Raw genomic sequence first — 25394 nt, 5'->3', positions numbered from 1 at the left:
GGAGTCCACGTTGTCCTCGTCCGATCTGCTGCTGTCCCGCCGCGACCTCACGTTCCTGCTGCACGACTGGCTGGACGTGACCCGGCTGACCGAGCGCCCCCGCTACGCCGAGCACACCAGGGAGACCGTCGACGCGGTGCTGGACCTCGCCGCCCAGGTGGCCGCCGAGCGGTTGGCCCCGCACAACCGGGCCGCCGACACCGGCGAGCCCACGTTCGACGGGCAGCGCGTACGGACCATCCCGCAGGTGAAGGCCGCCCTGGAGGCGTTCGCCGAGACCGGGCTGCTCGCCGCCACCATGGACGAGTCGGTCGGCGGGCTGCAACTGCCGCACGTGGTGGCCGCCGCCGCGTTCGCCTGGTTCCAGGCCGCCAACGTGGGCACGTCGGCGTACCCGATGCTCACCCTCGGCAACGCCAACCTGCTGCTCGCCCACGGCAGCGCCGAGCAGATCGCCACCTGGGTACGCCCCATGGTCGAGGGCCGGTTCTTCGGCACCATGTGCCTGTCCGAGCCGCAGGCCGGCAGCTCCCTGACCGACCTCACCACGCGGGCCGAGCCGCAGGACGACGGCACGTACCGGATCGTCGGCACCAAGATGTGGATCTCCGGCGGCGACCACGAGCTGGCGGAGAACATCGTCCACCTGGTGCTGGCCCGCATCCCCGGCGCGCCGGCCGGCGTGAAGGGGCTGTCGCTGTTCATCGTGCCGAAGGTGCTGCTCGACGTCGACGGCAACCTCGGGCCGCGCAACGACGTGGTGCTGGTCGGCCTCAACCACAAGCTCGGCTACCGGGGTACCACCAACACGCTGCTGAACTTCGGCGAGGGCGTGCACCGGCCGTACGGGCGGGCCGGGGCGGTCGGCTACCTGGTGGGGCAGCCGCACCAGGGGCTCGCGGTGATGTTCCACATGATGAACGAGGCGCGCATCGGCATCGGGGCCGGCGCCACGGCGCTCGGCTACACCGCGTACCTGAAGTCCGTCGCGTACGCCCGGCAGCGCCCGCAGGGCCGCCCGGTCGCCGACAAGGACCCCACCACGCCGCAGGTGCCGATCGTCGCCCACCCCGACGTACGCCGGATGCTGCTGGCCCAGAAGAGCTACGTGGAGGGCGCGCTCGCGCTGGTGCTCTACTGCGGACGGCTGCTCGACGAGCAGAAGACCGCGCCCGCCGAGGCCGACCGCGAACGGGCGCAACTGCTGCTGGACCTGCTCACCCCGATCACCAAGAGCTGGCCGGCCCAGTGGTGCCTGGCCGCAAACGACCTGGCCATCCAGGTGCACGGCGGGTACGGCTACACCCGCGACTACGACGTCGAGCAGCACTGGCGCGACAACCGGCTCAACGCCATCCACGAGGGCACCCACGGCATCCAGGCCCTCGATCTGCTCGGCCGCAAGGTCACCATGCGCGACGGCGCCGCGCTGGAACTGCTGCTGGAGACGATCCGCGGCACCGTCAGCCGGGCGTGGAAGGCCGACGGGTTCGCCTCCGAGCTGGCCGGACAGCTCGCCGCCGCGGTCGACCGGATCGCCGTGGTGACGCGGCGGTTGTGGGCACCGGGCGATCCGGAGCTGGCGCTGGCGAACGCCTCGGTGTACCTGGAGGCGGTCGGGCACGTGGTGATCGCGTGGATGTGGCTGGAGCAGGTGCTCGTGGTGGAGGCGCTGGGGTCGCCGGACGGGGCCGAGGGGGAGTTCCTGGCGGGGAAGAGGCAGGCGGCGAGGTACTTCTACCGGTGGGAGCTGCCAAAGGTGGGGGCGCAGTTCGACCTGCTGGAGGGGTTGGACCGGACGACGCTGGACATGCGCGAGAGCTGGTTCTGAGCCGTGTGGGTCCGGCAAAGCCAGCCCCGCCGTCACCACCAGAGCCACTAAGCACCGTGTCGGTGCTGCCTGGAGTTCTCGCACGTGCGTGATGGTCGCGGGTTTGGCAGACTGCTGCGTCGCCTGCCCTGTCGAACAAAAGGTGCTGATGATGCTTGACGAAGGTGTCCAGCCCAACGAGACCACCGTGCCGATGCTGCCCTGTGTGGCACCGGAGGAAACCCTGGCCTTCTGGCGCGCCCTGGGCTTCGCTGTGACCTACGAACAGACGAAGCCCTACCTATACCTGGCGTTCCGGTGGCGCGGATTCGAGCTGCACTACGGGCGCGCGTCCAGCAACCTGGACCCGTCGGAGAACACCGGCGGATGCCTGGTAATGGTCGATACGGTCGCGCCGTACCACGCAGCGTTCACCGAGGCGATGCGCCGCACGTACGGGAAGGTGCTTGCCAAGGGGCTACCTCGGATAACGCGGTACCGGCCCGGCGCCTCACGGTTCACCGTCACGGACCCGTCGGGAAACTCGATCATCTTCATCCAGCGCGACGAGCCGACGGAGTTGGAGTACGGCGGCTCCAAGCAGATGCAAGGGCTTGCCCGGGTTCTGGACAACGCTCGGATCCTGCGCGAGTTCAAGAACGACGACCGGCATGCCTTCCGAGCCCTGAACTCGGGACTGCGCCGCCACGGCGACAGCGCACCGACCGTGCAGCAGGCAATGGCGCTGGCCGTGCTCATCGAGCTGTCGACGGCACTGGAGGAGTCGGAACGGGTGCCGGAGTGGGGCGCCAGGCTTCGGCAACTCAGCCTGACTATGGAGGAGCGTCGTCAGGTTGAGTCCGTCGTTGCCGACCCCACGCTGCTCGAGCGGTGGATGCCCGCCACGGCCTGACTGACGCACCGGCCACTCTGTGACGCCGATGAGGAGGACTCCACAGCGTCATAGCAGCACGCCCCCGTCACGTTCGTCTGTTGGCCTACACAACGTACGCGGTGGATTTCGCCGGTCCGCCGGTGTCGGCCGCATCAGGGGCTCGATGACGCACCGTTCTCGGCAGTTGCGGAAGCCCGGTCGAGCGGCCAACAGACGGTCAGCGGCATGTGCGGGCGTCTCGGGTCACGGGCGTGCCTGGTTACACTGCTCGGCTATGCGCTCGGTCGAGGTCCTCGAACAGTTCGACGCCGCAGCCGAGGAGTTCCTGTTTCCGGACTTGGGCCACGGCTACAACTACGCTGTTGCGTTCGGCTACATGGGTATCGTGACGCTGAGCAGTGGGCCCTCATCGTCGAGGCGGTCGGCTATTCGCCACGGGCCGGCAACCTCACCGACGTGCTCCACGTGTTCGGCAACTGCCTAACCAGCGGCGAACCTGGCTACGGCAACGGTGACTTTCTCGACCGAGTCGACAACTGGGACGAGACAGAAGACCCCGACGAGCCCGAGACCTACCGGGGAGGACCGGTAGTGGTTCGTGGCCAGACGATCGCCCTTGCGGCCGAGCCGGGCGAGGACCTGGTCGACGTGCTGCGCCGGCTCGTCCCACGCCATCGCGAGCTTCTCCTAGCCGACGAGGAAGAACTGCGGCGCCGAATCCGGGTCGACATACCCGAGGTGCTCCGGCTGGACCAGTGGAACCACCCCGACCTGGCCGGCGGGCTACGACCCAGCGAGTCTGAGACCTTCCGCCAGATTGCCGATGTCCTGACAACCGGCGACCTCAGGCGATACGCGCCGAGCCTGCCGCCCAACACCCACTGGTCCAACTGGCCGGACTCGGGAAGCCTGTAGCCGGGCCGGACCAAGCCGCTCACCTCGTAGCAGAAGAGCCCATGACCTGTACCGTCTGCGCTCGTGATCCCACCCTGCCATGGCCGCGGTGAAACCGGCCGCGCCCGGTCGGCGGCATGAGAGCATGCCTGAGCACCTACCCGAAACGAACCGTCGCCATGCCATCCACAAGTGAGGGTGCAGGTTTCCTCATATGATACCCGTTATGGCAGCAGCTACAGTTGACCAGATACCAGCATGGATCACCGCCGCCATCGCCGCAGCCGCTGCCGTCGCAGGTGCGATCGCCGCAGCTGCGGCAACCGTTCTGGCTGCCAACAAGAGGGTGCGCGAGGTCGAAATTGGCTATCTTCAAAAGATTCAAGAAAGTTACCTCGAAAACGCACGAGCCTACACGCAGGGTGTGTACGTTCCGATTGCTATTCAGCTGACCAAGCTTTCGACCGCGTTCGACAAGTTCCGCGTTGATGCCAGCATCGATTCGATTGATGCGGGGGTGAGAATCAACTTGGAGCAGTCGATGGCCGATTTTGTGGAAATAGTCCAGGTGTTGCTAGAACGCGGGGCGTCGGCCTTTCTCACTACCACGCTTGAGAGTGAGCTCGAGGACTTCTTGGCTTTCGTCACGGCATCGCGGACTGCGACGTCAACTCTCAGGCAGGCCGTGGTGCGGTACAGCGTGTTGGGTGTTGGCGTTGAGGGAGAGATCCAATCAGAAGCCATGATTCGCCAAGCCTATCTAATGAGAAGCTTTAATGTGCTTCCCTTCATGGTGGCAAGAGTTCACATTAAGCGTGACCAAGTGCTTGCGGCGGTACCGGGGACCAGAGACTTTGAAGTTGCACTCGTTGAGGGCATCGGACGCTTGCGCGTCCTCATTAAGGAAGTCACGCTTGGATCCCAGGCGCGTCAGTCACCTTGAGCAGCAGATGTGCCTTTGGGGGGTGGTTCGCGAACTGGCTCCACCCGCCCTCTCATCGGCAAATCAGTTGCAATCGCGGAAGCGCCTCGGTGGCACACTCAACTCGGCACGACCGTGTTCCACCCTGCGCGGTTCGCGAGAAGCGTGACGCCTACACTGGCCGCGCCCGGGCGGCGGCAAATGAGGATGCCGGTGCGGCATGAATCGCGACACGGATCGATCCACACGAGGTCAGATTGCCGACCGAGTGATCTCCCCTGCCACTCACTAGTCTCCAAGGATGGACTCGGATCAGTTCGACTTCTTCATCAGCTACGCGGCACCAGATCGAGCCTGGGCTGAGTGGATCGCAGCACAGTTACGGGAGGCCGGCTGGACGGTTTGGCTGGACGCCTGGGAGATCAGGCCGGGTGGGAACTGGATGCAAGCTATCGCCGCTGCCGTCGACCGCTCACACAGCGTGATCGCCGTCATCTCGCCCCAATCGCTTGGATCGCAACGACACACGACCGAAGAGTGGTTCAGCTTCCTCGTCGGAGGTCCGGAGAAGCGCGTTATCCCGGTCCTGGTTGCACCCACCGAGGTGCCGACGCTACTGCGTCCGATCAGCCAGATCCGGATATATGGTCTCTCCGAGGAGGAGGCTCGAACTGCTCTACTGTCAAGTCTGGCGCCTCCGCGAGCAAGACCATCGACCACGCCGACCTTCCCCGGCGCGAAGACCGGCGATCGGCGGCTCGACCCGGATGCCATGTCCCGTCCCGCCAAGCGACGAGACAAGAAGAAGGTGTTCATCAGCTACAGCCACAAAGATGCCGATTGGCTTGAACGCCTACTGGTCTTCCTGAAGCCGATTCACCGCGACGGCATCATCCAGCTTTGGTCGGACAAGGACATCAAGCCTGGCCAAAACTGGCGCGCTGAGATTAACGTAGCGTTGAACGTGGCCGGCATGGCCATACCGCTGATCAGTTCGGACTTCCTCGCATCGGACCTCATCGTCAACGAGGAATTGCCTAAGCTGTTCCAGGCCGCCGAGCACGAGGGAACGAAAATCATGCCGCTTATCCTGCGACCGAGTCGGTTCGAGCGAACGCCGATTCTGTCGGCGTTCCAAAGTGTTAACCCGCCGTCCCACCCGTTGTCAGCCCTTCGCAGGTCGCAGTGGGAAAAGATTTTGGCCAACCTCTCCGATGCGATCGAGGACGAGCTCAGCGAATGAAGTGCGGCGCCTAAAAATCTGCCGGAGGGATTCTGACGCTATCCAAGGGGTCAATCAAGCTGGCGGAGCGCCTGCAATTACGACGAGTTCACTACTCGGCAAAGTCGCGAGCGCTGGCTATGTCCCGGAGGCCATGTACGCGGCCAGGATGTAATTGGGGTGGCGGTCGAGGTTCTTGCGTGCCCGGTCGTAGCGCATGGTGGTACGCGGGTCGGCGTGGCGGGCGGCGATCTGCACGTCACGCAGGCTGACACCGGCGTCGAGCATCGTCGTCACGAACGTGTGGCGCAGCATGTGGGGATGCATCCTCGGCATCCGGATCCCTGCGGCTCGGGCCAGGTGCTTGAGCCGGCGGGTGGCGGCGTGCCGGTCCATCTGCCGACCATGGGCGTTGCGCAGGATCGGCCCGCTGGTGCGCTCGTCAACGGCCCGATCCATGGCTCTGGCTACCGCGGGTGGCAGTGGGACGAGGACGACCTTGCCGCCTTTACCGCGCACGCGTAGGACCCGATGCCCGTGTTCCTCACCGAGGTCGGCAATGTTCGACCCGCAGGCTTCGAAGATCCGCAGCCCGAGCAGGCCCAAGAGCGCGACCAAGGCGAAGTCGTTCGGGTTCGAGGACTGTCGGGCGGTGCTGATCAGCGCTTCGAACTGCAGGTGACCCAGTCCGAGGGTCGGTGACTCGGCCGGCACCGTGGGCCGGCGGACGTAGTCGGCCGGGGAATGTTCCAGGATGGCGTCGATGACGCAGACCCGGTAGAACCCGACCACGACCGACAGGCGCCGCGAGACCGTCGAGGGCTGGTACCGGCGTACGTCCTGCAGCCAGCGTACGTACCGCTCGATGTCCACGCGCACCGCAGCCAGTGGGTCAAGGTCTTGGTCGGTGCACCAGCGTAGAAAGATCCGCAGGTCGGACTCGGTATGAACACGAGTCTGGCCACGGTAGCGGCCCAAGAAGGCGGACACCGCGGCGCGCACCACGAGTTGATCGGCCGGTACGACATGGGAAGCGGAAGCAGGAGAGGTAGTCATACATCACCGTGCGTCACCACCGGCGATGAACACCAGTCCACCCGGAGGCGGCAGATCCGGATGCCAGGTAGTGCGCTTCAGCCGGAAGGCTCCTTCCCGAACTTCGCTGTAGATACACCGCTGCGATACAGGTTGCCCTGCGTGCCCATCGTCGATCTGCTACGAGCCGTACTGACCGCACCGGGCCTGACCGGGCACCGTGGATCGGGGCATCCCGCTGGAACTCAAGCGCCTAAGCCACCGCGGAGAAACTACGAGGCGGATGTCGGTAGTCGGGTTCAGACTTGTGTTGCGTTCTGCAGGGAGGTGTCGTCGTGACCGCCGAGTTGAGGGCTCCGATGACCGAGGAGCTCGTGTGGGCGAATGTCATGCGCCCGCGAATTCCGCTCGTGTACTTGGACTTGAACACGATCATCTACATCGCCCGGGCGCTGGGCGGTGACACGAAGGTCCCGGAAAGTTACGTTGACCTCTACAAGGCGGCTCTGCGAGCGAAGCTTGAGCAGCGGGCCATGTTCCCGCTTAGTGGAGAGCACCTGTGGGAGATCTCGAAGATCACCAACCCGAAGCAGCGCGGCGACCTCGCGGACATCCTCGAGACTTTGTCTGACTACAACTACCTGTTGGGTCGCACGGTCATCGCGGAGCTCGAGTTCGAGGCAGGCATGGCGCAGATCATGGGTGAAGATATCTCGGCAAAAAGCGTGCTGCTCGTCCGGCCGACGTTTGGCCAAGCGTTCGGGTGGGTCGGCGGGATGAAGATCCGCAATGGCGCCGGAGGCGACGGCTCCGAAGCCGTTCGTGCAGAGATGAGCGACGCCGACTTCGACAAGCTGATGGCGAGGATGAACTACGAGATGGAGCGCCGAATGCTGCGGGGCCCATCTGATGAGGACCTCGAGGTCCTCCGAGCCGATCCGAACTTCCAGCCTGAGGTGGCGCTCGAAGGTCAGAAGCAACGGGTTGAATGGGAGCTCGACACCGAACGCGTGCTCAACGAGCACCCGAAGTGGCGCCGTGGCCGGCTGCGGGATCTCATCGGCGCGCGCGAGATCGTGCACGAGTGGATGGACATGTACACCCGGATGCGGATCGATCGTAGGAAGGGGGGAATGCCTGATTTCGAACCAGCGGATGATGAGTTGAGGTCGTTCATGGGCTCGATGCCCCACACCCAGGTAGCGATCAGCGTGAAGACGAGGTACCACAAGAATCCACTGCACAAGTGGACGGTGAACGACATCGTCGACATCGACGCAATCTCAGTCGCTTACGCATACTGCGAGGCGGTGTTCCCTGACAAGGCTGTACGGGCGGCGCTGCAAAGTTCGAAGGAACTGCGGACGATCGGGACCTTCGTGCCTCGGCGTCCCGAGGAGCTCACCGACTGGCTGGACAGCCTGCCGACGGTAGTTGCGCCCCACCTGTTGGTGCCCCATCCGATCCCGCGGCCGGCTCGCGTCGATACTGCCCGACGCCCTTCCCACCTGTTGTCCCAGCCGAACGCGGCAAGGGATGGGCGCGCGGGGTAATGCCGCTACCAGCGAGCGACCCGACAGTAGGTACGGCCGGGTGATGCGCACCCTTACTGAGTTCCCCCCGCTTTGTTGGAGCGGTGGTTACCTGCTGCCGGCTGGCGCAGGGGTGGCGATAGGTGGTTTGGCTGGCTCGGTATGGCGGCTGTGCCAGGCGGTCTCGTACTCGTTCGGGCTGAGGTAGCCCAGCTCTCGTTGGATGCGGCGGGTGTTGTACCAGCCGTCGATGTAGGCGAAGATCGCGTTCTCGGCCTCGTCGCGGGTCCGCCAGGACGTGCGGTAGACGAGTTCGATCTTCAACGTTGACCAGAAGTTCTCCATCAGCGCGTTGTCGTACGAGTCGCCGACGGAGCCCATGGAGGGCAGGATTCCGTTGTCCTGTAAGCGTTCGGAGAAGCGGAACGACGTGTAGTTCGAGCCGCGGTCGCTGTGGTGGATCAACTGGCCGTTCGCGGACGTCGCGGGACCAGATGCCGTATTCGAGGGCGGCGAGGATCAGGTCGGTGTCGCAGCGGTCAGACGTCTTCCACCCGACGATCCGGCGGGAAAACACATCCCGGACCGCGGCGAGCCAGAACACGCCCTCACCGCAGGGGATGCGGGTGGCATCGGCGACCCAGAGCCGGTTCGGCCCGTCGGCGGTGAACTGCCGGTTGACCAGATCCGGTGCCGGCGTGTGTCGAGGATCTTGCTTCGTGGAGCCGCCACGCCAGCCCCGGCGCAGGAACGCCCCCTGCCAGCCGTGGGCGGCCATCAGCCGCTCGACGCGCTTGCGGCCCACGCGGATGCCGTCACGGCGTAGCTGCCGGTGGACCCGGTCCGCGCCGTAGGTGCGTCCGGAGGTCTCCCAGATCTCGTGGATGTTAGAGATCAACCCCAGGTCGACGACGTCCCGGTCGCAGGGCTGCTCGGCCTGCTTGACCCACGCGTAGTAGGTCGAGGCGCCGATGTTCAGGACCCGTAGCAGGAGCGCGACCGCGAACTGGTCACGGTGTTCGTGGATGAACCTCATGACCGTCGCCGGGTCGGGTCGAGCTCCGCCGCGAAATACGCGCTCGCAGCCTTCAGGATCTCGTTCGCCCGCCGCAGCTCAGTGACTTCCCTGCGCAGCCGGCGGTTCTCCTCGACCATCTCGCTGGTCGGCCGGTCGTGACGCTCACCTGCGTCGGCCTCGGCTTGGCGGATCCAGTTCCTGAGTGCCTCGTGATGCACGCCAAGCTGCTCGGCCAGGCGCCGGATGACGGGCTTCGGATCCGACTCGCGGTACAGGCGCACAGCGCGCTGACGTAGCTCATCGGGGTACTTCTTCGGTGCTGCCACGGACGACTTCCTCCCCCACGGCCATCAGACCATGGTCAAGAAGCTCCATAAAAGCGGGGGCGGCTCATACGGACGCCGTCCCGATGGCAGCCTGGGTGGATAACTGAGCGGCGGGGCATGCCAGGCCCGGCGTACGCTCGTGGCCATTGCCGAACAGGTGTAACAGCGTGGCGGACGACGCCCGCGTTAGGACGACGGCGACGCGGAGGGTGGTGCCGGCCATGGAGAACGGCATGACGCCGGTTGACGAGTTGACCGGCATGATCGAGCAAAGCAACGACGTTGACGTCCGACTGGCCCTATACGGCGAGAAGGATGCCTGGAGGATCGGCTACGGCGAGGTACTCATCGACGCCGACAGCCCTCTCCGCGAGCGTAACTGGACATACGGCGAGGACGCTTTCGTTGAGCGCCGCCTGCCCGGGCCCCTGGCCGCCGACCTGGTGCGGGGCATGTCGCAGCAAGTCGCCGAACTAACGGTGTCTGCCCCGGCCGTACAAGACAGCGGCAGCTTCCAGCGGATCGCCAGTCAGGTGCGCTACAACAACGCGGTGTTGCCGTGGCCACGCACCGAATGGCAGCTCAGCCCGACGACGCAGGTCCCGACGCGGCCGCGGAAGGTGCTGGTCGGCGACGGGCCGAGCTTCCTCAACACCGAAGCGGCATTCAACGCCTTCTTCTACAAGACCACCGTCGAGAACGGTCCCCGGCCCACGCACATGCTGTGGCGCATCGTCCGAGCTGACCGCCGCGGCTGGCTCGACCGTCTCACCATCGCCCCCGACGCGCTGACCGTGCACGTGAAGGGAACCGAGCTCGCCGGAGCACAAGTGGAGCTGGCCACCCCGGAGAACCGGCAGATCCGCCCGGTCGGCACGACCGGGCGCCTCCGGTTCCGGCTGCCGCGAGGCCTCGCGCCTGCCACCATAGTGATGTTGCGCTCCGACGACGACTGGCTGGACTTCCGCTACTTCCCCGCGCCTGGGCCCGGCGGCGACACCGACAGTTCGGTCATCTGGGACCTGCCCGGCGCTGACGCGAGCGTGCTGATCGCCGGCGGCGAATCGCAGTACGTCGAGTTCAAGGAGCAGCTACCCGTCAGCGAGCACAGGAGAAAAATGCTCAAAACGGTGGCCGCGTTCGCCTCCGGCGAGGGCGGAACCGTGCTGATCGGGGTGACCGACGACAGCCAAATCGTCGGCGTTGACGCGACGAAGCTGGACGAGCTCATGCTCGCGCTGCACAACATGATCCGCAGCAACATCGATCCGGACCCAGAGGCGACCGTGCGCCCGGTGTCGGTGGACGGCAAAACGGTGCTGCTGGTCGAGGTCCCCGTCGGGACCGGCTGGCATGCATACAACCGGGAGAAGCCCGAGTTCTATCTGCGCCGGGGCGCCAACACCGTCCCGGCGCGGCTGACGGAGATCACCAGCCGCTTCGTCCAGCAACAGACCCTGCCGTGGTAGCAGCGCCCGGTCCGAGGTAAGTACAAGGCGCCAAATTCGCGCCGACAGCGGGAAGACCCGGGCAGATCCGTGTCGGCGGCGTCAAGCCGGACGCGGAGCCACAGGACGCCAGCCCGGCCGCCGCGTGTGGCCCGGTCACGGTGACGAAGGCAATCGCCACACGCTCGCAAGATCTTGACGTCCTCACGAAGCGCGATCGGCCAAAAGCGCCGCACGCGACTCGCGGCAGATCCGCGCGTGAGCGGACCTACGCTTACAGCCATGGACGGCCGCTTCTATCGACGTCGCTGGGACGAATCGCGCGGCGACGAGTTCGACGCTTGGGGACACTCAGTCTGGTACTTCGAGGTGGATGACGACGGTTGGCCGGTTCGGCAGGTCGAGGTGTACGACCGCGGCCCAGTCCTCCGGTACGGGCCCGGACATGAGGCAGACCGATACGGCGGCCTCGGGCAGGCGAGCCTGGATGATCCTGAAGAAGACTGGAGCCCGTTCGTCGTCACACGAGACGCGTTCGAGCACGTCTGGGACTCCGCTGGCGGGTGGCCCGCCGCGCGCCTCGCGCATGAGACTGCATGGGCCCCCCGCTGGCTAGGGTCGTCTCAGGGAGAGCCGGGGCAGTGGCACCGCAGTTGAGGGCGGAGTTCGTCGGCGCGTTCGTGGCGGATGGCGTGTGCCCGACTGCGGACTTGTTGCAGTTGGCCGGCGGTCAGGCGGCGGGCGTTCCAGATCAGCTCGGCGGCCTCGGCTGCGTCTGGGTGGGCTGGCGGGCGGTTGCCGGTCAGGTCGATGCCGGTCAGCGCGCTCAGATCGCGGGATGAGATATCAAGGAAAGAGGCGAACCCGGCAAGGAGGTCGGATGTCAGCGGCTTCCTGCCGTGTCCGATCGCGCCGATCGTTGACGCCGACAGCACATCGCGGCGGCCGAGGCCGTACAGGTATTTCGCAGCACCTAACCAGCTGAGGTTGCGGTTGTGCAGCAGGCGCACTACCAAGCCGCCAGCGTTGTTCGGGTACTTCTGATACGGCGGCGTTGGTGTCGACGGCCCCTGCGGGCGGCGTTGATGGGGCAGCGACCGGACGAACTGGTGCAGCTCCGGTACGGCCCGTGGCAGGTGCGTCAGGGACCATGACAGCGAACCGGGATCGCCGGCTGCGGCCGCGTCCAGAGGAGCGAGATCGTCAGGCACCCGCTGACCCGCGATGACGAACACGTCGCTTGCATGCAGGCCGAGGACGGGGGCAAGTCGGCGCAGCAGTGACGGATCGGGCTCGCCGCCATCGAGCACCGATGTGATCACGGGCTCCGGGACGGCCGCTCGGCAGGCCATGGAATTGACGTCAACGCCACGCAACTCGGCCAGCCGCATCAACTGCACGCCGAACGCCGGCAGAGTCTCCACCATCCCAGCCTACGGCCCAACTCGCTGGCCCTGCCTCTCAGACCGCCAATCAGCCGAGGAACCACTGTCGCCAGGCGGATCAGGCGCTCGGACGGCGGCATGAGAGGAAGCTGGATGTGGGTCCAAGTCCGCTACGGTTGGCCGATGCGGCGACTTACCGACGAGACGGTCATGGCCGTTGGCAGGCTGACGTTAGCCGCGACCGAGTTGGAGTACCTTCTCGCAGGCATCGGCGCCAGCCAGGCCGACGACGATTGTGCCGCGATCTTCACTGCTGCCGACGAGCCGTTGCGCACGGCGCGACGATCCGCTCAGCTCGCTTCACCGGACCACCGTGACGAGTTCACCGGGCTGATCGAGGCCGCCGCGACATACCTGGCGCAGGGCCGGACCGCCGTGCGCGCGATGTGGTTCGAGAACGGACTCGTCAGCGCGGCGACCTTCGACGAAATCTCCAGCCTCATCCTGCGATGCCGCGACCGGTTACAGGCACTGCTTGACGAATTGGATGGGACGCCTGCCGCTCTACCTCGATCTCGGTAGCAGTCAGGGCCACGTCCCCAGCGCGGCAGAAGAGGATGTCGCGTGACGGTATTCTGCCGCCGTGCCGAACCGCTTCTATCGCCGTCGTTGGAACGAGACCAGAGGCGATGAGTTCGACGACTGGGGCCGCTCGCTCTGGTATCTCGAGGTTGGCGATGACGGTTGGCCCGTCCGCCAGATCGAGGTGTACGACGCAGGCCACGTCCTTCGTTATGGGCCCAGGTGCGGCGAAGACCGCTACGGAGGCCTCGGCCAAGCCAGCCTCTACGACTCGGATGAAGACTGGAGTGGCTTCGAGATCACGGGTGTCGAGTTCGAGCGGATCTGGCACTCGGACGGCGAGTAACGGCCCTGCTGGTCAGTACGCCCGGAAGGCGGCAGATTCGGATGCTGCTACAGCACGGTTGTCCGACCGTCCCCAATATCGCCTACGACGAGCATGAGCTGCAGCGGTAGCTCTTTGTCGTAGTGGCCGACCTCGACGATGATGCCGCGGTCGCCAACCTGCCAGACGTCGACCTCGCAGAACCAGCCGGCCAAGTAGTCGAAGAGCAAGCTGCCTGGCTCGTCATGCGGCGAGTTGCCAGAGACGTACGGCATGAGATCTTTCGGCTGCGGCGACCCATACCGGATGGTGATGGCCTGCGCAAAGCGATCACGGTCCGCCTCGAACTCGGCGCAACGAGGTTCGTAGATCTCATCGCGAGTCTGGCAGTCCCAGAAGTCCTCGCTCACCCGCAGATCGACGTGATGCACGTCAGCGTCAGCCGGCAACTGCCTCACGAGAAGGTCGTCGAGCACCGAAAGCCATTGATCCACGGCAGCGACCTTACGCCTTCGGACCCTTGGAAGGGTCTTGGAACTTGGAGCCCTCGACCTCGGCAGGCAGGCCGTTCCGCTGGCGGAGCCGCTACGGATGGTAAGTGACACCGGCCAGCCCAGGCCCGCTCGGCGGCATGAGAGCGCCTGCGTGGCATGATCACGTCATCGGGTAAGTCCGCGCGGCAGACCGCTGAAAATTCGCTCGAAATCCGCCGTCATGGGCTTCCGGGTGAAGCGGAGCGGTCGTGTGACCACCACCGTCAACCGGTCGCAACGGGGTTCACAGGGGAGGCGCTGATGGCGAAGTGGCCGGATCCGACGGTGTATCTGCCGTACATCGTGGAGATCGAGCAGGAAGATGGCGAGGTTCGGTCGTACCCAGCCCATTTCGTGACGATGACACCGGACTTCATCTTCGTCCGTGATCCGGCTGGCGGGTCGGCGAGTCTTCCGACGCGCTCGGTGCGTTCGATCAGGGTCGCGGTGCAGGATCTGCCGGCAGACCATGACTCGTTGCGGGCCGAATATCCCAACGCCTATCAACCCTGGCACCCCTTCGACGAATTGAGCCTCGAAGACATGCACAAGTCGAGGGGGACGCATGCGTACGCGCAGCTGCGCCGCCGCCCTCCGGCGCAGCTCGCCATCAAGGCGCGCGAGCGAGGCTACGACCCCGCAGCCATGCTGAACGCCATCAAGGACGAGTCAAAACCCGAGCCGCACTCGTTGGAGGCTCTGTATGCGAGGCGCTCCGCTGAGAACGACTACCTCGTCATCGTCAAGCCGGGAATCGATCTGTATCAGATACTTAGTCGGCACCAGCTTTCGCCCGACGACTTGTACCGCATCGTCGCCTCTTGGGGATTCGGCGCCAGGCTGACCGGCCTGCAGTTGGAACAGTCGCCGAGGGCCGGGGTCCCGGCACTTTCCGAAGACTCCGACATCGATCGCATCGAGCCCGACCCCGATCGGCTTGCACCGCATTTCCGTGCCCCACAGGAACGGCGCGTCGATGGCGAGTACATAGTTAGCGTTCGTTGCAGCGGTGATCCGCTTACCGTCGCCGCGCGAGCCGGGGTCTCCCCGAGCAGAGTGTTCGACTTCATCAACAGCTTCTCCGCTGATATGACTGACGCTCAGGTTCAAGCTCTGCGCAGGGACCCCGACGTGGTGCAGATCGAGGACAATGCGACTGCCGTGCTGGACTGCTGATCGTGCGGCTGGCTGACGTCTGACTCCGCCACAATGATGGGCGGAATGCGCTTGCAGCCGACGATGCACTGTTCTCGGCAGATGTGGAAGCCGGAGGGAGCCGGGCGGCAGCCGACGTCTATGTCAGGCTGGGCGGACTCAGCCACGCCATCGGTGCGCCGTTGAGAGCGGCGTCAGCTAGGCGCTGGGCGGACGGTGTCTTGAGTGCCGCCTGCGAGCTGTCGATCCAGCGTTGAACGTCCGCGACTCCCTGATGCCGGTACTCGACCGCTTGGACGAGGCACTCCAACTTGTCAGCGTCCCGGGCCACGACCGCTTCCAGGGTTTCGCCGGCCTCGTACTCGGCGACGGCAGCGTTGATCAGATCGGCTACGGCGGGCGGGCAGTCGGCGACCTGGTCGGCGGTGACGGCGGTGTTGGGCGCAGCGGTGAGGTAGCGCTTGGCGATGTGGGGGATGTCGGTGATCCGGGTTTCCTGCGTGTCGTGCAGGATGCACAACATCGAGACGCGAGCCGGGTCGGCGCCCTCCATGGCTGCGAGCATCATGCCGATGAGCGCCGTGCGGAACGAGTGCTCGGCGACCGACTCGGCGTGCTTCACACCGGCGAACCACCAACCGGTCCGGGCGGCGCGCTTGAGCACGCCGGCCTCGAAGATGAAGCTCATGGCTCCTGCATGAGGATCGTTGTCCACCGGAAGTGCCCTCTCACCCGCTGAGCTCGTCGACACCGCATCCCCCTCGCCAGTCGTCAGTCGATGGGGAGACGGTAGACGAGGTCATACCGGCCGCCTGGTAGCACGATGTCGGCCGTCTCCACCGGCGTACCGCCCGCCGTGTAGGTCCGCTCGATGGTGTGCACGAATGTGCGGGCCGGCAGGTTGAGCGCCTCGACCTCTCCGGCTGTCGCTGATCGAAGGCTGACGCGCTCCACGACCTCGTCGACCCGTACGCCGATGGTGTCCATGCGTGCGACGACGCCCTTGATGTCGTTGTCCTCAGGCCACTCCACCGGAGTGCCCTGGGTGACGGCAAGCGGCTCGTACGACACGGAGAGCTGTATCGGCTCGCCGTCGGCGAGGAAGCGGTATGACGTCCGCATCACGGGCGCACCCGGTTCGACGGCAAGCCGGGCGGCAATCCGTTCGTCGGCATGCTCGTGTCGGCTGTCGTGCTCCCACGTGCCCTGCTGCCCGGCGCCGGCCGCGTCACGGGCGAACGAGGACGTCGGGCCGTCGCCGGAGCGAACGTCGCGGCCCCGGGCATGACGAACCAGTCGGGTGGTGCCTGTGACGTACACGCCGGATCCGGCGCGACCCTCCACGATGCCCTCGCCCTTCAGCACGGCGATGGCCCACTTGGCGACGGTCCGGCTCACGTCGTACTGGCGCATCAGGCCGGATTCGGACGGCAACTTGGCTCCAGCGGGAAGTTCTCCGGACAGGATCGCGGCACGTAGGTCGGCGGCGATAGCCAAGTAGGCAGGCGGCATTGGCATGTCGGCGGCACCTCCGGTCAGCCCAACCAGTCGACCACAGAGCGCGGGGGAGCGGCAGGTAGGAACCCCTCGACGTCAATGCGAGAGCACCGATCCACGTACACTGGCGCACGGGCATGCCGGCTCACCGGCCGGTGCCGAAGTCCCAGCCCTCGTCCTGGGAGGCAGGCGAGACATGGCGAGCAAGGCCGACACGATCGGCGCCCGGATTCGCTACTGGCGGATGCGCCGTGGCGGGATGAGTCAGGCCGTCCTCGCGGGACTTGCCGGCGTCAGCCAGTCCTACATCTCCCAGGTCGAGTCCGGCCGCAAGACGATCGACAGACGATCCACTCTGGTCGCCGTCGCCGCCGCGTTGCAGGTCACGGTCGCGGATCTGCTCGGTCAGGGCACCGAGACGGGTGACCCGGCACGTGAGCGCGCGGCGGAGTGCGTGCCGGCGATCTGGTCGGCGCTGATCGAGATCGAGGACGGCGAGCGGCGGCCGTTGACGCGCAGCCGGGAAGAACTGGCGGCGGGCATCGCGCGCAGTGAGCAGCTTCGCCACCGCTCGAACTTCCCGGCGATGGCCCAGATGCTGCCCGGCCTACTGCTGGAGGCGGCTGCGGCGGGCGGACCGGCACTCGCACAGGTGGCGTACCAGGCGTCGGCCTGCCTGCGGCACCTCGGCTATCGCCACCTGGCGTTGAACGCGGCGCGGGTTGCGGTGACGGCGGCCGAGGACGTGGAGGAGGCGGCGTGGCTGGGCGCGACCCGTTTCGCGTACGCGCAGAGCCTGCCGATCGAGTCGGCGTCTCTTGCCGCGCGGGCGGCTGATCGGTCGCTCGCGGAGCTTCAATCCGCTGCGTCCGACGAGCGGGTCCGGCAGATGCTCGGCCAGTTGCACCTGTCCGCGGCTCTGGCCTCGACAGTCAGCGGGCGTCTCGACGCCGCGCGTGGCCATCTGACCGAGGCCGCCCGGGAAGCGGCGACCCTGGGTGACCCGGCTGACGGGATGGGGTTCAACGGCTGCGGGTTCGGGCCGACGAACGTGACGCTGTGGGAGATGTCCATCGCGGCCGAGTCCGGCGAGCCCGGCCGGGTGATCGAGCTGTCCCGCACGGTACGGCCGCAGGTGCTGGCGGCGTCGATCCGGCAGATGTCGTACTGGCTCGACCTCGGGCGGGCACTGGCCGATTCCGGTCGCCGGGACAACGAGGCGATCGCAGCGTTCGTGCGCGCGGAACAGGCAGCGCCGGTGCCGTTCTCGCTCAACCCGCTCGCCCAGGACGCCGTCGTCGCGATGGCGCAGCGGGCCAAGCGGCGGGCCGTGCCGAACGAGCTGCGTCTGCTGGCCGGGCGGCTGGGCATCAGTCTGGCGGCATAACCAGCGGTAATTTCTCCATCACCATGCGGCCCTAGTGTCCGTTTTCGGGTGAGGAAACGCCTCATCCTGCCGGGCTCGACGCCGCACTCCCTTGTGAAGTGATCCGTCGCGCCGGAGCGGACGGAGGTGGTGATGGGCGGTCGGAACCGTTGGCGCCCCACGGGCCAGGAAGCGCAGAAGGCCGAATGGGAGGCGGCGAAGCGGAGAATCCTCGGGCTGGCTGAATCCGATCACGCGCAGGCAGCGCCCGGCGAGGCGGCAGCGGCGCAAGCGCCGCATCGGGATGCCGACATCACCGCACCCGCCGGGCCGCGGCTGCCGTACGAGGGCTACCTGCTCGCGGTCGCGTCGACGCTCGTACGCCGTCATCGCCCGGCCTGGTCGTGGCGGAAGTGGCGGTGGGTGTGCCGCTGCGGTGCGGAGCTGCCGTGCCGGAACCGCCACCGCGTACCGATCAATCGCGGCCACTGGCCGCCCCAGGAGGACCAGTGAGCACTGCGGCGGAACAGGCGATCATCGCGGTGCACGTACGGGGTCTGGACGGCATGTGCGTGGGTTGCCGGCTGTGGCGGGCGCGGCTGACTCCGTACCCCTGCTGGCAGGTCGCGTGGGCGACCAGCCGGCAGGCGCGCGCGAGCGTCGCCCGCTTCCTGGGGGTGCGCGGGTGAGCACCCACGGGCCGGTGCTGCCGGTCTGGACGTGCGGCGGATGCGGTGCGCCGTGGCCGTGCGCGACGCGGCGGCGGGAGCTGCTTGCGGAGTACGAGGGCGCGCCGGTGTCGCTGGCGGTGTACCTGGGGGCGCAGCTCGTGCGGGCGACGGCGGATCTCAGCTGGGCGCCGGCGGGGACGTTGCACCGGCGGTTCCTGGGGTGGGTGCGGTGAGCGTGCTGCGGGCCGGGGACGAGAAGTTCCACTACAGCGACGGGTCGCACCGGTGGACGGCGCCGGATCCGGGGTACGACCAGGAGGTGTGGGAGGAGCAGGTCCGCCAGCACAAGCTGGGTCACCTGCGGAACGAGCGTCCGAGGGTACGCCTTCGGCGGATCGTGTGATGCCAGCCAGGTGCGAGACTGAGCGGGTGACTCACCCGCTCGCGCGCCGCGTCTACGACACCTGCCATCTCACCGGGCGGTTCCATCTTCGATCCGGGCAGGTCAGCGACGAGTACTTCGACAAGTACCTGTTCGAGGGCAAGCCGGAACTGCTGCGCGAGGTCGCCGAGGCGATGGTCGCTCTGCTGCCGGAGTGCGACGTGTTGGCGGGGATGGAGATGGGTGGCATTCCGATCGCCACGGTGATGTCACAGCTGACCGGGCTGCCCACGGTCTTCGTGCGGAAGCAGGCGAAGGAGTACGGCACCGCGAAGGTGGCCGAGGGCGGGCCCGTGAGCGGTCTGCGGGTCGTGGTGATCGAGGACGTCGTGACCACCGGCGGCGCGCTCCTGGCCTCGTGCGGACACCTGCGGTCGGTCGGCGCGCAGGTGGAGACGGTGGTCTGCGCCATCGACCGCGAGCAGGGCGGCCGGGAGAACCTGGCGGCCGAGGGACTGCACCTCCGCGCTGCCCTCACCCGCCGGGATCTGGAAGCCGCACTGACGGCGTAAGGCTAGGGCTGCGCCGGGCCGCTGCTGACGTTGTACGAGTTCTTGGCGGCGACCACTGCTGCCTGGATGTGCTCGGGGTCGACGCCGTGGACGTTGAGCGGCGGGTGTAGACGCCGGACGAGTTCGGCCTCGATGTCCGCCGGCTCGGCATCCTCCGCCCAGGTCAGGCGCAGGTGCTCGTGCATCCACGCGGTCAGCCGTGTCTCGTCCTCGGGGACCAGGACGACGCGGTCTGTCCAGGTCGTGCGGTAGCCCTCGGACACGAGAAGCCCGGCCAGCGTGCGGCGCAGCGTCGAGCTGCCCGACCGTCGCAGATGGTTGCGCAGGATCCGGCCCCGCAGGCTGGTCGCCCGGCCGAGATAGAGCATCCGCCGCGACGGGTCGCTGTCGTTCGGCGGCCCGGGGAGGTCGGGAAGGACCGAGGGCAGGGCCCACCAGGCGTAGACGCCGCTGCCACGGGCGAGGCGCTTGACGGCGACGTCGAGCGCGACCGGCGGGCCGGAGAGCAACCGCAGGGCATCGTCGACCCGTTCTTCGTCGGTCGGGACGTCGGCAGATCGCCGTTCGGGGAAGGTCACCGGGACCATCCTAGGCGGTTGGCGGGTTCCCTTGACTCTCGACCCGGTCGAGGGCCGACCCTTCCCGGGTGACGTTTGAGAAGCAAGACCAACTATCAGTCCCGCTCGCGATCGACCTGGAGACGCTGCGGCCGGTGCTGCGCGCCGGCTGGGGAGCGGACACCTGCGACCCGCACGACCTGGAGGATTGGCACGCCGGCAACCCAGCCCGTGGGCAGTGCGGGGTGACCGCACTGATCATCCAGGACCTGCTCGGCGGAGAGCTGATCCTCGGCGAGGTCCACGCCGGAGACGCCAGGGTCGGCTACCACTACTGGAATCGACTGGCCGACGGCCGCGAGGTGGACCTGACTGCTGACCAGTTCCAGCCGTCGGAAGTCGTTGTCGGCGGTCAGGTTCAGCAGCGCCCGCCGGGCCCACCCGTGCGCTGCCGCATGCAGTACGAGATCCTGCGGGACCGCGTCCTCGTCGCCCTCTACGGCGGCAATCCGGGTTGACGGTCGCGACGGCGGGTTGCCTGAACTCGTCCGGCTGGCGCGGTCTTCATAGACTCCCGCCTGTGCGAGTTCGTCTGGTGATCGCCGGGGTGATCGTCGTGCTGGCCGTGGTCGCGGCGACGGTGGCCGGGGTGCGCTGGTCGACGGCCGGTGAACCGGTCTCCGTCGCGGCGCCGTCCGGGGCGTCCACCGTGCTGCCGGAAGGCGCGTACGAGGACGTCGTCGACAACCGGGCGCTCGAGGTCTCCGTCGACCTGAGCAACGACCGCGGCCGGCCGATGGTCGACACGTACGCCATGCCGTCCACGACCGCCTGGGAGCAGGTCCGGTCCGCCGTCGCCGGGCAGCTCGACGGATGGGAACAGGTCGGGGACTGCGCCGACACGGGGGAGCGGCGGGTGCAGTGCTCCTGGTCGGAGCCGACCCGCTGGTGGCCCCGCACGGTGCGGATCGTCTTCCTCCGGCCCGCCCCGCCCGGTGGCGACCAGTCCTACGAGTGGCCCGACAACACCTTCCTGGTGGTCGGCTCCGCACCCGGCGCCTCTCCTACGCCACGGACGTCCGCCCTTCGGTGACGCCCGGATGAGCTTGGTGTCGGCGTTCGTACCGATCTGGATCCTCACCGCGGTCGGCTACGCGGCCTGTCGCTGGGGCCTGCTGGGCGAGGCGGCGGCGTCGGTGCTCGGCCGGTTCGTGTTCCACCTCGCGATGCCGGCCGCCCTGTTCCTGGCCCTGGCCCGGATGCCACTGTCCGGGTTCGCCGGCCGTTCGCTGCTCGCCTTCGGGGTGAGCACCGCCGCGGTGGTCGGGCTCGGGTGGGTCGGCGCGAGCCGGCTGTTCGGTCGCGGGCCCGGCGAACGGCCGATCTGGGGCATGGCCGCCGGGTACGTGAACTCGGCGAACCTCGGCATCCCGATCGCGACGCAGGTTCTCGGCAGCGTGTCGTTCCTGGCCGAGGTGGTGCTGCTGCAGGTGCTGGTGGTGACGCCGGTGATCCTGGTCGCGCTGGACCGGCACCGCGACCCCGCCGGGCGGGTGCGGGTGCGCCGGATCGCCTCCCTGCCCGTACGCAATCCGGTGATCCTGGCGTCGCTGCTCGGTGTCGCGTGCTCGGCTGCCGGGCTGCGTCTGCCGTCGGTGGCGGCCGCGCCGCTGACCCTGCTGGCGGGCGCCGCGGTTCCGGCCGCGCTGGTCGCGCTCGGCGCGTCGCTGCACCGCACGGCGCCGTCGCGGGCCGAGCCGGTCGAGCCCGCCGCGCTCGCCGTGATCACCGCGCTGAAGCTGGTCGCGCAGCCGGTCATCGCGTACGCGGCCGGGCTGGCCCTGCACCTGCCCGCGCCGCAGTTGCTCGCCGTGGTGGTGTGCGCGGGCCTGCCGACGGCGCAGAACACGTTCATCTTCGCGCAGGAGTACGGCGTCGGCGAGACGGTGGCCAACCGGGCGGTGGTGGTGACCACGACGCTGTCGCTGGTCACGGTGGCCGCGGCGGCGGCGCTGCTCGGCTAGCTCCGGTCGATCGCCGCTACGCGGGGAACCGCCTCCAGTGCCCCTCGGAGACGACCTCGACGGCGCCGTCGACCACTGTGATCGCAGTCTGGTCGTCGATCGCGTACGCCGGACCCGCGATCTCGGCCGCCCACTTCTCGGCGTTCGCCATGGTGTTGTCCGGTTCGAGGCCCAGGTGCGGGAAGATCGAGAAGTCGACGAGCCCCAGCGTGCGGTCGTCGGGCGCGGACTGCCACTCGACGAAGTCCCTCCCGACACGGGGGGTCAGCACCATGCTCCCCGCGCTCAGCCCCACCCAGACGGTGTCCCGCAGCGACGGCAGCAGATCCGCCAGCCCGGACTGCCGCATCCAGTGGCACAGGTACGTCGCGTCGCCGCCGTGGACCAGGATGACGTCCGCCTCCCGTACCCAGGGGACCCACCGTTCCTCGCCGATGCTGGGCAGCGCGGTCAGCTCCAGGACGCCCAGCGACTTCCAGCCCAGGCCGGTCATGGGCAGCGGTGTCTGACCGGTGATGAAGCGCCAGGCCGAGGCCGGCCCGCCCATCGGGTAGGCGGCCGTGGGAATGCAGAGGGCGGTGGACTCGGCGATCGGCTTGCCCAGCAGGCCGACCAGCGCATCCTGGATGCTCGGGTTCTGGACGCCCGCGGATGTGAGAAGAAGCTTCACGCCTACCTCCGGTGCGTAGCGGTTGGGTGCACGGGAATGCAGACCGGGCACCGTATCGAAACTCATCGCCACGCCTCGCGTCACTCGCGGATCTCCATCTCTGCCACCAGGCCGTTGCCGAGGCGGTAGACGTGCGTGACGGTGTGGTCGGCGAGCTTCGCTCCGGCTTTGTCGTGGACGACCTGAAGAACGGTGACGGCAATGCGGCCGTCGGCCTCCGTGCTGAACGCGGTCGGCGTGACAACAGGTTCGAGCTGGTCCCACTGCCGGCGCCAGTAGGCACTCACCTGGTCCCGGCCGCGAAGGACGCCTCCCTCCCAGCCGTTGGGCCACGAGACATCAGGCGTCATGGCGGCCAGCAGCGTGGGGATGTCACGCCTGTTGAAGGCCGCGTAGAGGTTCGTGAGCAGGGCCTGGGAGGTAGGGCGTCTCGGCGAATCCACCGAGCCAGCATGGCCGGTGGGTGAGACCTCGTGCAGACGTCTTCGCGGTCAGCAGAACGCGAGCAGATTCGGACGGTAGGGACGCAGCCATGCGGCGGGCCACGACCGTCCCGTTGTGATCTCCGCCCACCTGCCGGCGCGTGCCCACATCTGCTCCTCGAAGGCGCTGCGGCCGGCCGTCTCGCGCCGTGTGCTCACCGTCTTGTGCGGATGCGTCGTACCTCGACGTAGCGGCGGATCTTCTCTGCGGTCCCGCAGTCGTCCATGCTGCACCAGCGACGGCTGCGGTTCTTGCTCTCGTCGATGAACAGGAAGCGGCAGCCCGCGCATCGCTTTATCCGGTCGAGCGCACCCGTGGTGAGAAGCTGGACCGCCGCATGGACCACCGGCCGTAAGGGCCGGGCGAGCGTGTGGTCGTCCCGCCAGGACCATGCGAATGTCTTCCCGCGCATGAGCTGTGCGTGGGCGAGCGCGTCGGCTTCGTCGTCGCGCAGCCGGGTCAGCGCCGCTACGCCCGGGTCCTCGCCGGCGGCCAGTGGCCGGAACACCTCGTCCAGGTAGTCACGGGTGCGCAGTGCCTGCGCGAAGGCGGTGTGGGTGCTGTCCGGACTGCCGCGGGACAGCCGGCGCAACGCCGCCGCGTCCGTTTCGGTGAGGGTGCCCGCGTACACGCTCCAGGCGATCAGGTCGGCGTAGCCGGTGAGCACGTCATCGTCCGGAGGCCCGACGGGTGGGCCGGCGCGGGTGTTGAGGAAGTCCAGCGCGAGGTCGCCGCCGACCAGGCGCATCCGCGTAACCCCTGCTGTTTCCATCAAAACCGACTTTACCAGTTGCCCCGCGACGAGAACGTTCCTAGAGTGTTTCCGTCATAGCCGGTTTAGGGGGTAACGATGGGCCAGGCGCACGCACACCGGCGGGCAGTGGGCGCGCTGATCGGCCTCGCCGGCGGAACGTTCCTCTACACCGCAGCCGAGGCGCTGCCGATCGGGCTGCTGTTGCCGATGGCCGTGGACCTGGCCGTTCCGCCGTCCCAAGTGGGCATGCTCGTCACCGTGTACGGCGCGGTGGTGATGGTCGCCTCGGTCCCGTTGACGGCGTTGGTGCGCAGAGTTCCTCGCCGACGGCTGCTGTCGGCGCTCCTGGTCGGCTTCGTCGTCAGCAACGCGATCACGGTGTTCGCGAGTACGTTCACCATGCTGATGGCAGCCAGGATCGCCACCGCGGCCACTCATGCGTTGTTCTGGGCGGTCGTCGTGCCGACCGCGGCTGAGCTGTTCCGGCCCGGACTGCACGGACGGGTGGTCGCGATCGTGTTCGCCGGCGGCAACGTCGCCCTGGTCCTGGGCGTGCCCGCGGGCACCTGGCTGGGTGAACGTGCCGGCTGGCGGGCATCGTTCCTGGCGGTGGCCGGGCTCGGTGTGCTCGTCTTCGCCGTGGTGGCCTGGTTACTGCCGTCGACAGGGCCGGCACAGGGGCACGCCGACCGGGGCAGAACCCCCGACTCCCGCCGATTCTGGCTCCTGGTCGTCGTGGCCGTCCTGTCGACCGCCGGCGCCATCGCCGCCTACACCTACATCGCCCTGTTCGTCACCGAGGTCACCGGACTGCCCGCCGCGTCGATCGCGACCATCCTGCTGGCGCGCGGCGTCGCCAGCGTCCTCGGCATCCTCGCTGCCGGACCGATAGTCGACCGCAGCCCGTGGACCGCCCTGGTCGCGACAGTTGCACTGCAGTGCGTGGCGCTGCTCGGCCTGTACGCGTTCGGCCACCACCCGGCGGTTGCCGTCGTCCTGATCGCAATCGCCGGACTGGGGTTCGCCGCGTTCACCGCGGCGCTCGGCGGCCTCGTCCTTCAGGTGGCGCCCGGCCGCTCCGATCTCGCCGCCGCGACGCTGTCCGCCGCCGTCAACGTCGGCATCACCGGCGGCGCCTTTTTCGGGGCCCTCGTACTGGAAAGCCACGGTGCCGCCGGCACGATGTTGATCGGCGCCCTGCTCGGCGCTGTCGCCCTCGCGCTCGCCCTCGGCGAACGACTCATTCCGCCGCCGCACAGCAAGGGCGGCGCGGCCGTTCGTGAGTCGATCCCGGCGGGGCGTCGACGGTGACGGCGGGGCGTCCGCGATGCTGTGG

The 25394-nt window shown here is 67.6% G+C and carries 29 protein-coding genes and 2 pseudogenes; 19 read left to right on the top strand and 12 right to left on the bottom strand.

Annotated elements, in window-relative coordinates:
• Positions 1-10: 10 nt before the first annotated feature.
• The 5 genes from MCBG_RS06600 (at position 11) to MCBG_RS31045 (ending at position 5764) form a co-directional block, all read left to right on the top strand.
• A complete protein-coding gene (locus tag MCBG_RS06600) occupies positions 11-1831 on the top strand; it encodes an acyl-CoA dehydrogenase (protein WP_043324714.1) in 1821 nt (606 codons plus the stop codon).
• A 148-nt stretch (positions 1832-1979) separates the two neighbouring features.
• On the top strand, positions 1980-2723 hold the full coding sequence (locus tag MCBG_RS06595) for a VOC family protein (protein WP_223201110.1): 744 nt from the start codon (positions 1980-1982) through the stop codon (positions 2721-2723).
• Positions 2724-3161: 438 nt separating this feature from the next.
• On the top strand, positions 3162-3620 hold the full coding sequence (locus tag MCBG_RS06590) for a DUF7003 family protein (RefSeq protein WP_223201109.1): 459 nt from the start codon (positions 3162-3164) through the stop codon (positions 3618-3620).
• A gap of 205 nt (positions 3621-3825) precedes the next feature.
• The gene (locus MCBG_RS06585) at positions 3826-4542 is read left to right on the top strand and encodes a hypothetical protein (protein WP_140946050.1); all 717 of its coding nucleotides are present in this window, start codon (positions 3826-3828) and stop codon (positions 4540-4542) included.
• Positions 4543-4822: 280 nt separating this feature from the next.
• A complete protein-coding gene (locus MCBG_RS31045; protein WP_051610982.1) occupies positions 4823-5764 on the top strand; it encodes a toll/interleukin-1 receptor domain-containing protein in 942 nt (313 codons plus the stop codon).
• 117 nt (positions 5765-5881) lie between these two features.
• On the opposite strand, the gene MCBG_RS06570 is transcribed toward MCBG_RS31045, so the two are convergent.
• Positions 5882-6745 carry a tyrosine-type recombinase/integrase gene (locus tag MCBG_RS06570; RefSeq protein WP_043330232.1) on the bottom strand — a complete coding sequence of 288 codons (864 nt, stop codon included), beginning with the start codon at positions 6743-6745 and terminating at the stop codon, positions 5882-5884.
• 368 nt (positions 6746-7113) lie between these two features.
• On the opposite strand from MCBG_RS06570, the gene MCBG_RS06565 reads away from it, so the two are divergent.
• Positions 7114-8331, top strand: coding sequence for a hypothetical protein (locus MCBG_RS06565; protein WP_043324712.1), 1218 nt, complete (start codon positions 7114-7116; stop codon positions 8329-8331).
• A gap of 87 nt (positions 8332-8418) precedes the next feature.
• Here the strand turns inward: MCBG_RS06565 and MCBG_RS32340 are convergent, their stop codons facing one another.
• From MCBG_RS32340 to MCBG_RS06555, 3 genes and pseudogenes are all read right to left on the bottom strand, one after another.
• Entirely contained in the window at positions 8419-8775 is a 357-nt protein-coding gene (locus MCBG_RS32340) for an IS3 family transposase (RefSeq protein ID WP_140946049.1), read from the bottom strand.
• A gap of 22 nt (positions 8776-8797) precedes the next feature.
• A pseudogene (locus MCBG_RS35030) lies at positions 8798-9346 on the bottom strand (IS3 family transposase); the annotation flags it as partial.
• Positions 9343-9654, bottom strand: a complete 312-nt coding sequence (locus MCBG_RS06555) for a transposase (RefSeq protein ID WP_043324711.1) — start codon at positions 9652-9654, stop codon at positions 9343-9345. The gene MCBG_RS06555 and the pseudogene MCBG_RS35030, both read right to left, overlap by 4 nt.
• A gap of 167 nt (positions 9655-9821) precedes the next feature.
• Here MCBG_RS06555 and MCBG_RS06550 point away from each other — a divergent pair, with 167 nt between their 5' ends.
• Positions 9822-11123 carry an AlbA family DNA-binding domain-containing protein gene (locus MCBG_RS06550; RefSeq protein ID WP_051610978.1) on the top strand — a complete coding sequence of 434 codons (1302 nt, stop codon included), beginning with the start codon at positions 9822-9824 and terminating at the stop codon, positions 11121-11123.
• A 602-nt stretch (positions 11124-11725) separates the two neighbouring features.
• Here MCBG_RS06550 and MCBG_RS06540 read toward each other — a convergent pair.
• On the bottom strand, positions 11726-12526 hold the full coding sequence (locus MCBG_RS06540) for a hypothetical protein (RefSeq protein ID WP_181373692.1): 801 nt from the start codon (positions 12524-12526) through the stop codon (positions 11726-11728).
• A gap of 144 nt (positions 12527-12670) precedes the next feature.
• On the opposite strand from MCBG_RS06540, the gene MCBG_RS06535 reads away from it, so the two are divergent.
• Both MCBG_RS06535 and MCBG_RS06530 read left to right on the top strand, forming a co-directional pair.
• Positions 12671-13069 (top strand): hypothetical protein, encoded by a 399-nt coding sequence (locus MCBG_RS06535; protein ID WP_140946048.1) that lies wholly within the window; start codon positions 12671-12673, stop codon positions 13067-13069.
• 61 nt (positions 13070-13130) lie between these two features.
• Complete coding sequence (locus MCBG_RS06530) at positions 13131-13415, top strand: hypothetical protein (protein ID WP_043324708.1); 285 nt, start codon at positions 13131-13133, stop codon at positions 13413-13415.
• A 47-nt stretch (positions 13416-13462) separates the two neighbouring features.
• On the opposite strand, the gene MCBG_RS06525 is transcribed toward MCBG_RS06530, so the two are convergent.
• A complete protein-coding gene (locus MCBG_RS06525; RefSeq protein ID WP_140946047.1) occupies positions 13463-13888 on the bottom strand; it encodes a hypothetical protein in 426 nt (141 codons plus the stop codon).
• Positions 13889-14044: 156 nt separating this feature from the next.
• On the opposite strand from MCBG_RS06525, the gene MCBG_RS06520 reads away from it, so the two are divergent.
• Positions 14045-15103 (top strand): protease inhibitor I9 family protein, encoded by a 1059-nt coding sequence (locus tag MCBG_RS06520; RefSeq protein ID WP_223201108.1) that lies wholly within the window; start codon positions 14045-14047, stop codon positions 15101-15103.
• A 118-nt stretch (positions 15104-15221) separates the two neighbouring features.
• On the opposite strand, the gene MCBG_RS06515 is transcribed toward MCBG_RS06520, so the two are convergent.
• Both MCBG_RS06515 and MCBG_RS06510 read right to left on the bottom strand, forming a co-directional pair.
• A complete protein-coding gene (locus MCBG_RS06515; protein WP_043324706.1) occupies positions 15222-15770 on the bottom strand; it encodes an HD domain-containing protein in 549 nt (182 codons plus the stop codon).
• A gap of 83 nt (positions 15771-15853) precedes the next feature.
• Complete coding sequence (locus MCBG_RS06510; RefSeq protein ID WP_043324705.1) at positions 15854-16600, bottom strand: GntR family transcriptional regulator; 747 nt, start codon at positions 16598-16600, stop codon at positions 15854-15856.
• A 175-nt stretch (positions 16601-16775) separates the two neighbouring features.
• On the opposite strand from MCBG_RS06510, the gene MCBG_RS06505 reads away from it, so the two are divergent.
• The 5 genes and pseudogenes from MCBG_RS06505 (at position 16776) to pyrE (ending at position 19570) form a co-directional block, all read left to right on the top strand.
• On the top strand, positions 16776-17966 hold the full coding sequence (locus MCBG_RS06505) for a helix-turn-helix domain-containing protein (protein WP_043324704.1): 1191 nt from the start codon (positions 16776-16778) through the stop codon (positions 17964-17966).
• A 311-nt stretch (positions 17967-18277) separates the two neighbouring features.
• Positions 18278-18634: pseudogene (locus MCBG_RS35025) on the top strand (hypothetical protein); the annotation flags it as partial.
• Entirely contained in the window at positions 18631-18849 is a 219-nt protein-coding gene (locus MCBG_RS06495; protein WP_026268310.1) for a hypothetical protein, read from the top strand. The pseudogene MCBG_RS35025 and the gene MCBG_RS06495, both read left to right, overlap by 4 nt.
• Positions 18846-19019, top strand: coding sequence for a hypothetical protein (locus MCBG_RS32930; protein ID WP_181373691.1), 174 nt, complete (start codon positions 18846-18848; stop codon positions 19017-19019). Before MCBG_RS06495 ends, MCBG_RS32930 begins: the two co-directional genes overlap by 4 nt.
• Before the next feature lie 26 nt (positions 19020-19045).
• Positions 19046-19570, top strand: coding sequence for an orotate phosphoribosyltransferase (gene pyrE / locus MCBG_RS06485; protein WP_043324701.1), 525 nt, complete (start codon positions 19046-19048; stop codon positions 19568-19570).
• A 2-nt stretch (positions 19571-19572) separates the two neighbouring features.
• Here the strand turns inward: pyrE and MCBG_RS06480 are convergent, their stop codons facing one another.
• Complete coding sequence (locus tag MCBG_RS06480; RefSeq protein ID WP_043324700.1) at positions 19573-20157, bottom strand: GIY-YIG nuclease family protein; 585 nt, start codon at positions 20155-20157, stop codon at positions 19573-19575.
• A gap of 59 nt (positions 20158-20216) precedes the next feature.
• Here MCBG_RS06480 and MCBG_RS06475 point away from each other — a divergent pair, with 59 nt between their 5' ends.
• The 3 genes from MCBG_RS06475 (at position 20217) to MCBG_RS06465 (ending at position 22151) form a co-directional block, all read left to right on the top strand.
• Positions 20217-20645, top strand: coding sequence for a YunG family protein (locus MCBG_RS06475; RefSeq protein ID WP_051610969.1), 429 nt, complete (start codon positions 20217-20219; stop codon positions 20643-20645).
• A gap of 62 nt (positions 20646-20707) precedes the next feature.
• Positions 20708-21220 (top strand): hypothetical protein, encoded by a 513-nt coding sequence (locus tag MCBG_RS06470; protein ID WP_140946045.1) that lies wholly within the window; start codon positions 20708-20710, stop codon positions 21218-21220.
• A 7-nt stretch (positions 21221-21227) separates the two neighbouring features.
• Positions 21228-22151 (top strand): AEC family transporter, encoded by a 924-nt coding sequence (locus tag MCBG_RS06465; RefSeq protein ID WP_043324698.1) that lies wholly within the window; start codon positions 21228-21230, stop codon positions 22149-22151.
• A 16-nt stretch (positions 22152-22167) separates the two neighbouring features.
• On the opposite strand, the gene MCBG_RS06460 is transcribed toward MCBG_RS06465, so the two are convergent.
• From MCBG_RS06460 to MCBG_RS31040, 3 genes are all read right to left on the bottom strand, one after another.
• Positions 22168-22821 (bottom strand): Type 1 glutamine amidotransferase-like domain-containing protein, encoded by a 654-nt coding sequence (locus MCBG_RS06460; protein ID WP_043324697.1) that lies wholly within the window; start codon positions 22819-22821, stop codon positions 22168-22170.
• Between the two features lie 80 nt (positions 22822-22901).
• On the bottom strand, positions 22902-23264 hold the full coding sequence (locus MCBG_RS06455) for a nuclear transport factor 2 family protein (RefSeq protein ID WP_043324696.1): 363 nt from the start codon (positions 23262-23264) through the stop codon (positions 22902-22904).
• A 194-nt stretch (positions 23265-23458) separates the two neighbouring features.
• Positions 23459-24052 carry a CGNR zinc finger domain-containing protein gene (locus tag MCBG_RS31040; RefSeq protein ID WP_051610967.1) on the bottom strand — a complete coding sequence of 198 codons (594 nt, stop codon included), beginning with the start codon at positions 24050-24052 and terminating at the stop codon, positions 23459-23461.
• A 132-nt stretch (positions 24053-24184) separates the two neighbouring features.
• On the opposite strand from MCBG_RS31040, the gene MCBG_RS06445 reads away from it, so the two are divergent.
• Complete coding sequence (locus MCBG_RS06445; RefSeq protein WP_051610965.1) at positions 24185-25369, top strand: MFS transporter; 1185 nt, start codon at positions 24185-24187, stop codon at positions 25367-25369.
• Positions 25370-25394: the final 25 nt, after the last annotated feature.

Origin of the sequence: Micromonospora sp. M42 (assembly GCF_000568915.1) — a bacterium.
Classification (GTDB): domain Bacteria; phylum Actinomycetota; class Actinomycetes; order Mycobacteriales; family Micromonosporaceae; genus Micromonospora; species Micromonospora chalcea.
This window is presented reverse-complemented; position numbering and strand designations above follow the sequence as displayed.

Bases quoted from the DNA above. Each gene is read 5' to 3' on its own strand.
- MCBG_RS06595 (WP_223201110.1), top strand. From the start codon at position 1,980: ATGATGCTTGACGAAGGTGTCCAGCCCAACGAGACCACCGTGCCGATG.
- MCBG_RS06585 (WP_140946050.1), top strand. From the start codon at position 3,826: ATGGCAGCAGCTACAGTTGACCAGATACCAGCATGGATCACCGCCGCC.
- MCBG_RS31045 (WP_051610982.1), top strand. From the start codon at position 4,823: ATGGACTCGGATCAGTTCGACTTCTTCATCAGCTACGCGGCACCAGAT.
- MCBG_RS06535 (WP_140946048.1), top strand. From the start codon at position 12,671: ATGCGGCGACTTACCGACGAGACGGTCATGGCCGTTGGCAGGCTGACG.
- MCBG_RS06520 (WP_223201108.1), top strand. From the start codon at position 14,045: ATGATCACGTCATCGGGTAAGTCCGCGCGGCAGACCGCTGAAAATTCG.
- MCBG_RS06515 (WP_043324706.1), bottom strand. From the start codon at position 15,770: ATGAGCTTCATCTTCGAGGCCGGCGTGCTCAAGCGCGCCGCCCGGACC.
- MCBG_RS06510 (WP_043324705.1), bottom strand. From the start codon at position 16,600: ATGCCAATGCCGCCTGCCTACTTGGCTATCGCCGCCGACCTACGTGCC.
- MCBG_RS06505 (WP_043324704.1), top strand. From the start codon at position 16,776: ATGGCGAGCAAGGCCGACACGATCGGCGCCCGGATTCGCTACTGGCGG.
- MCBG_RS06480 (WP_043324700.1), bottom strand. From the start codon at position 20,157: ATGGTCCCGGTGACCTTCCCCGAACGGCGATCTGCCGACGTCCCGACC.
- MCBG_RS06465 (WP_043324698.1), top strand. From the start codon at position 21,228: ATGAGCTTGGTGTCGGCGTTCGTACCGATCTGGATCCTCACCGCGGTC.
- MCBG_RS31040 (WP_051610967.1), bottom strand. From the start codon at position 24,052: ATGCGCCTGGTCGGCGGCGACCTCGCGCTGGACTTCCTCAACACCCGC.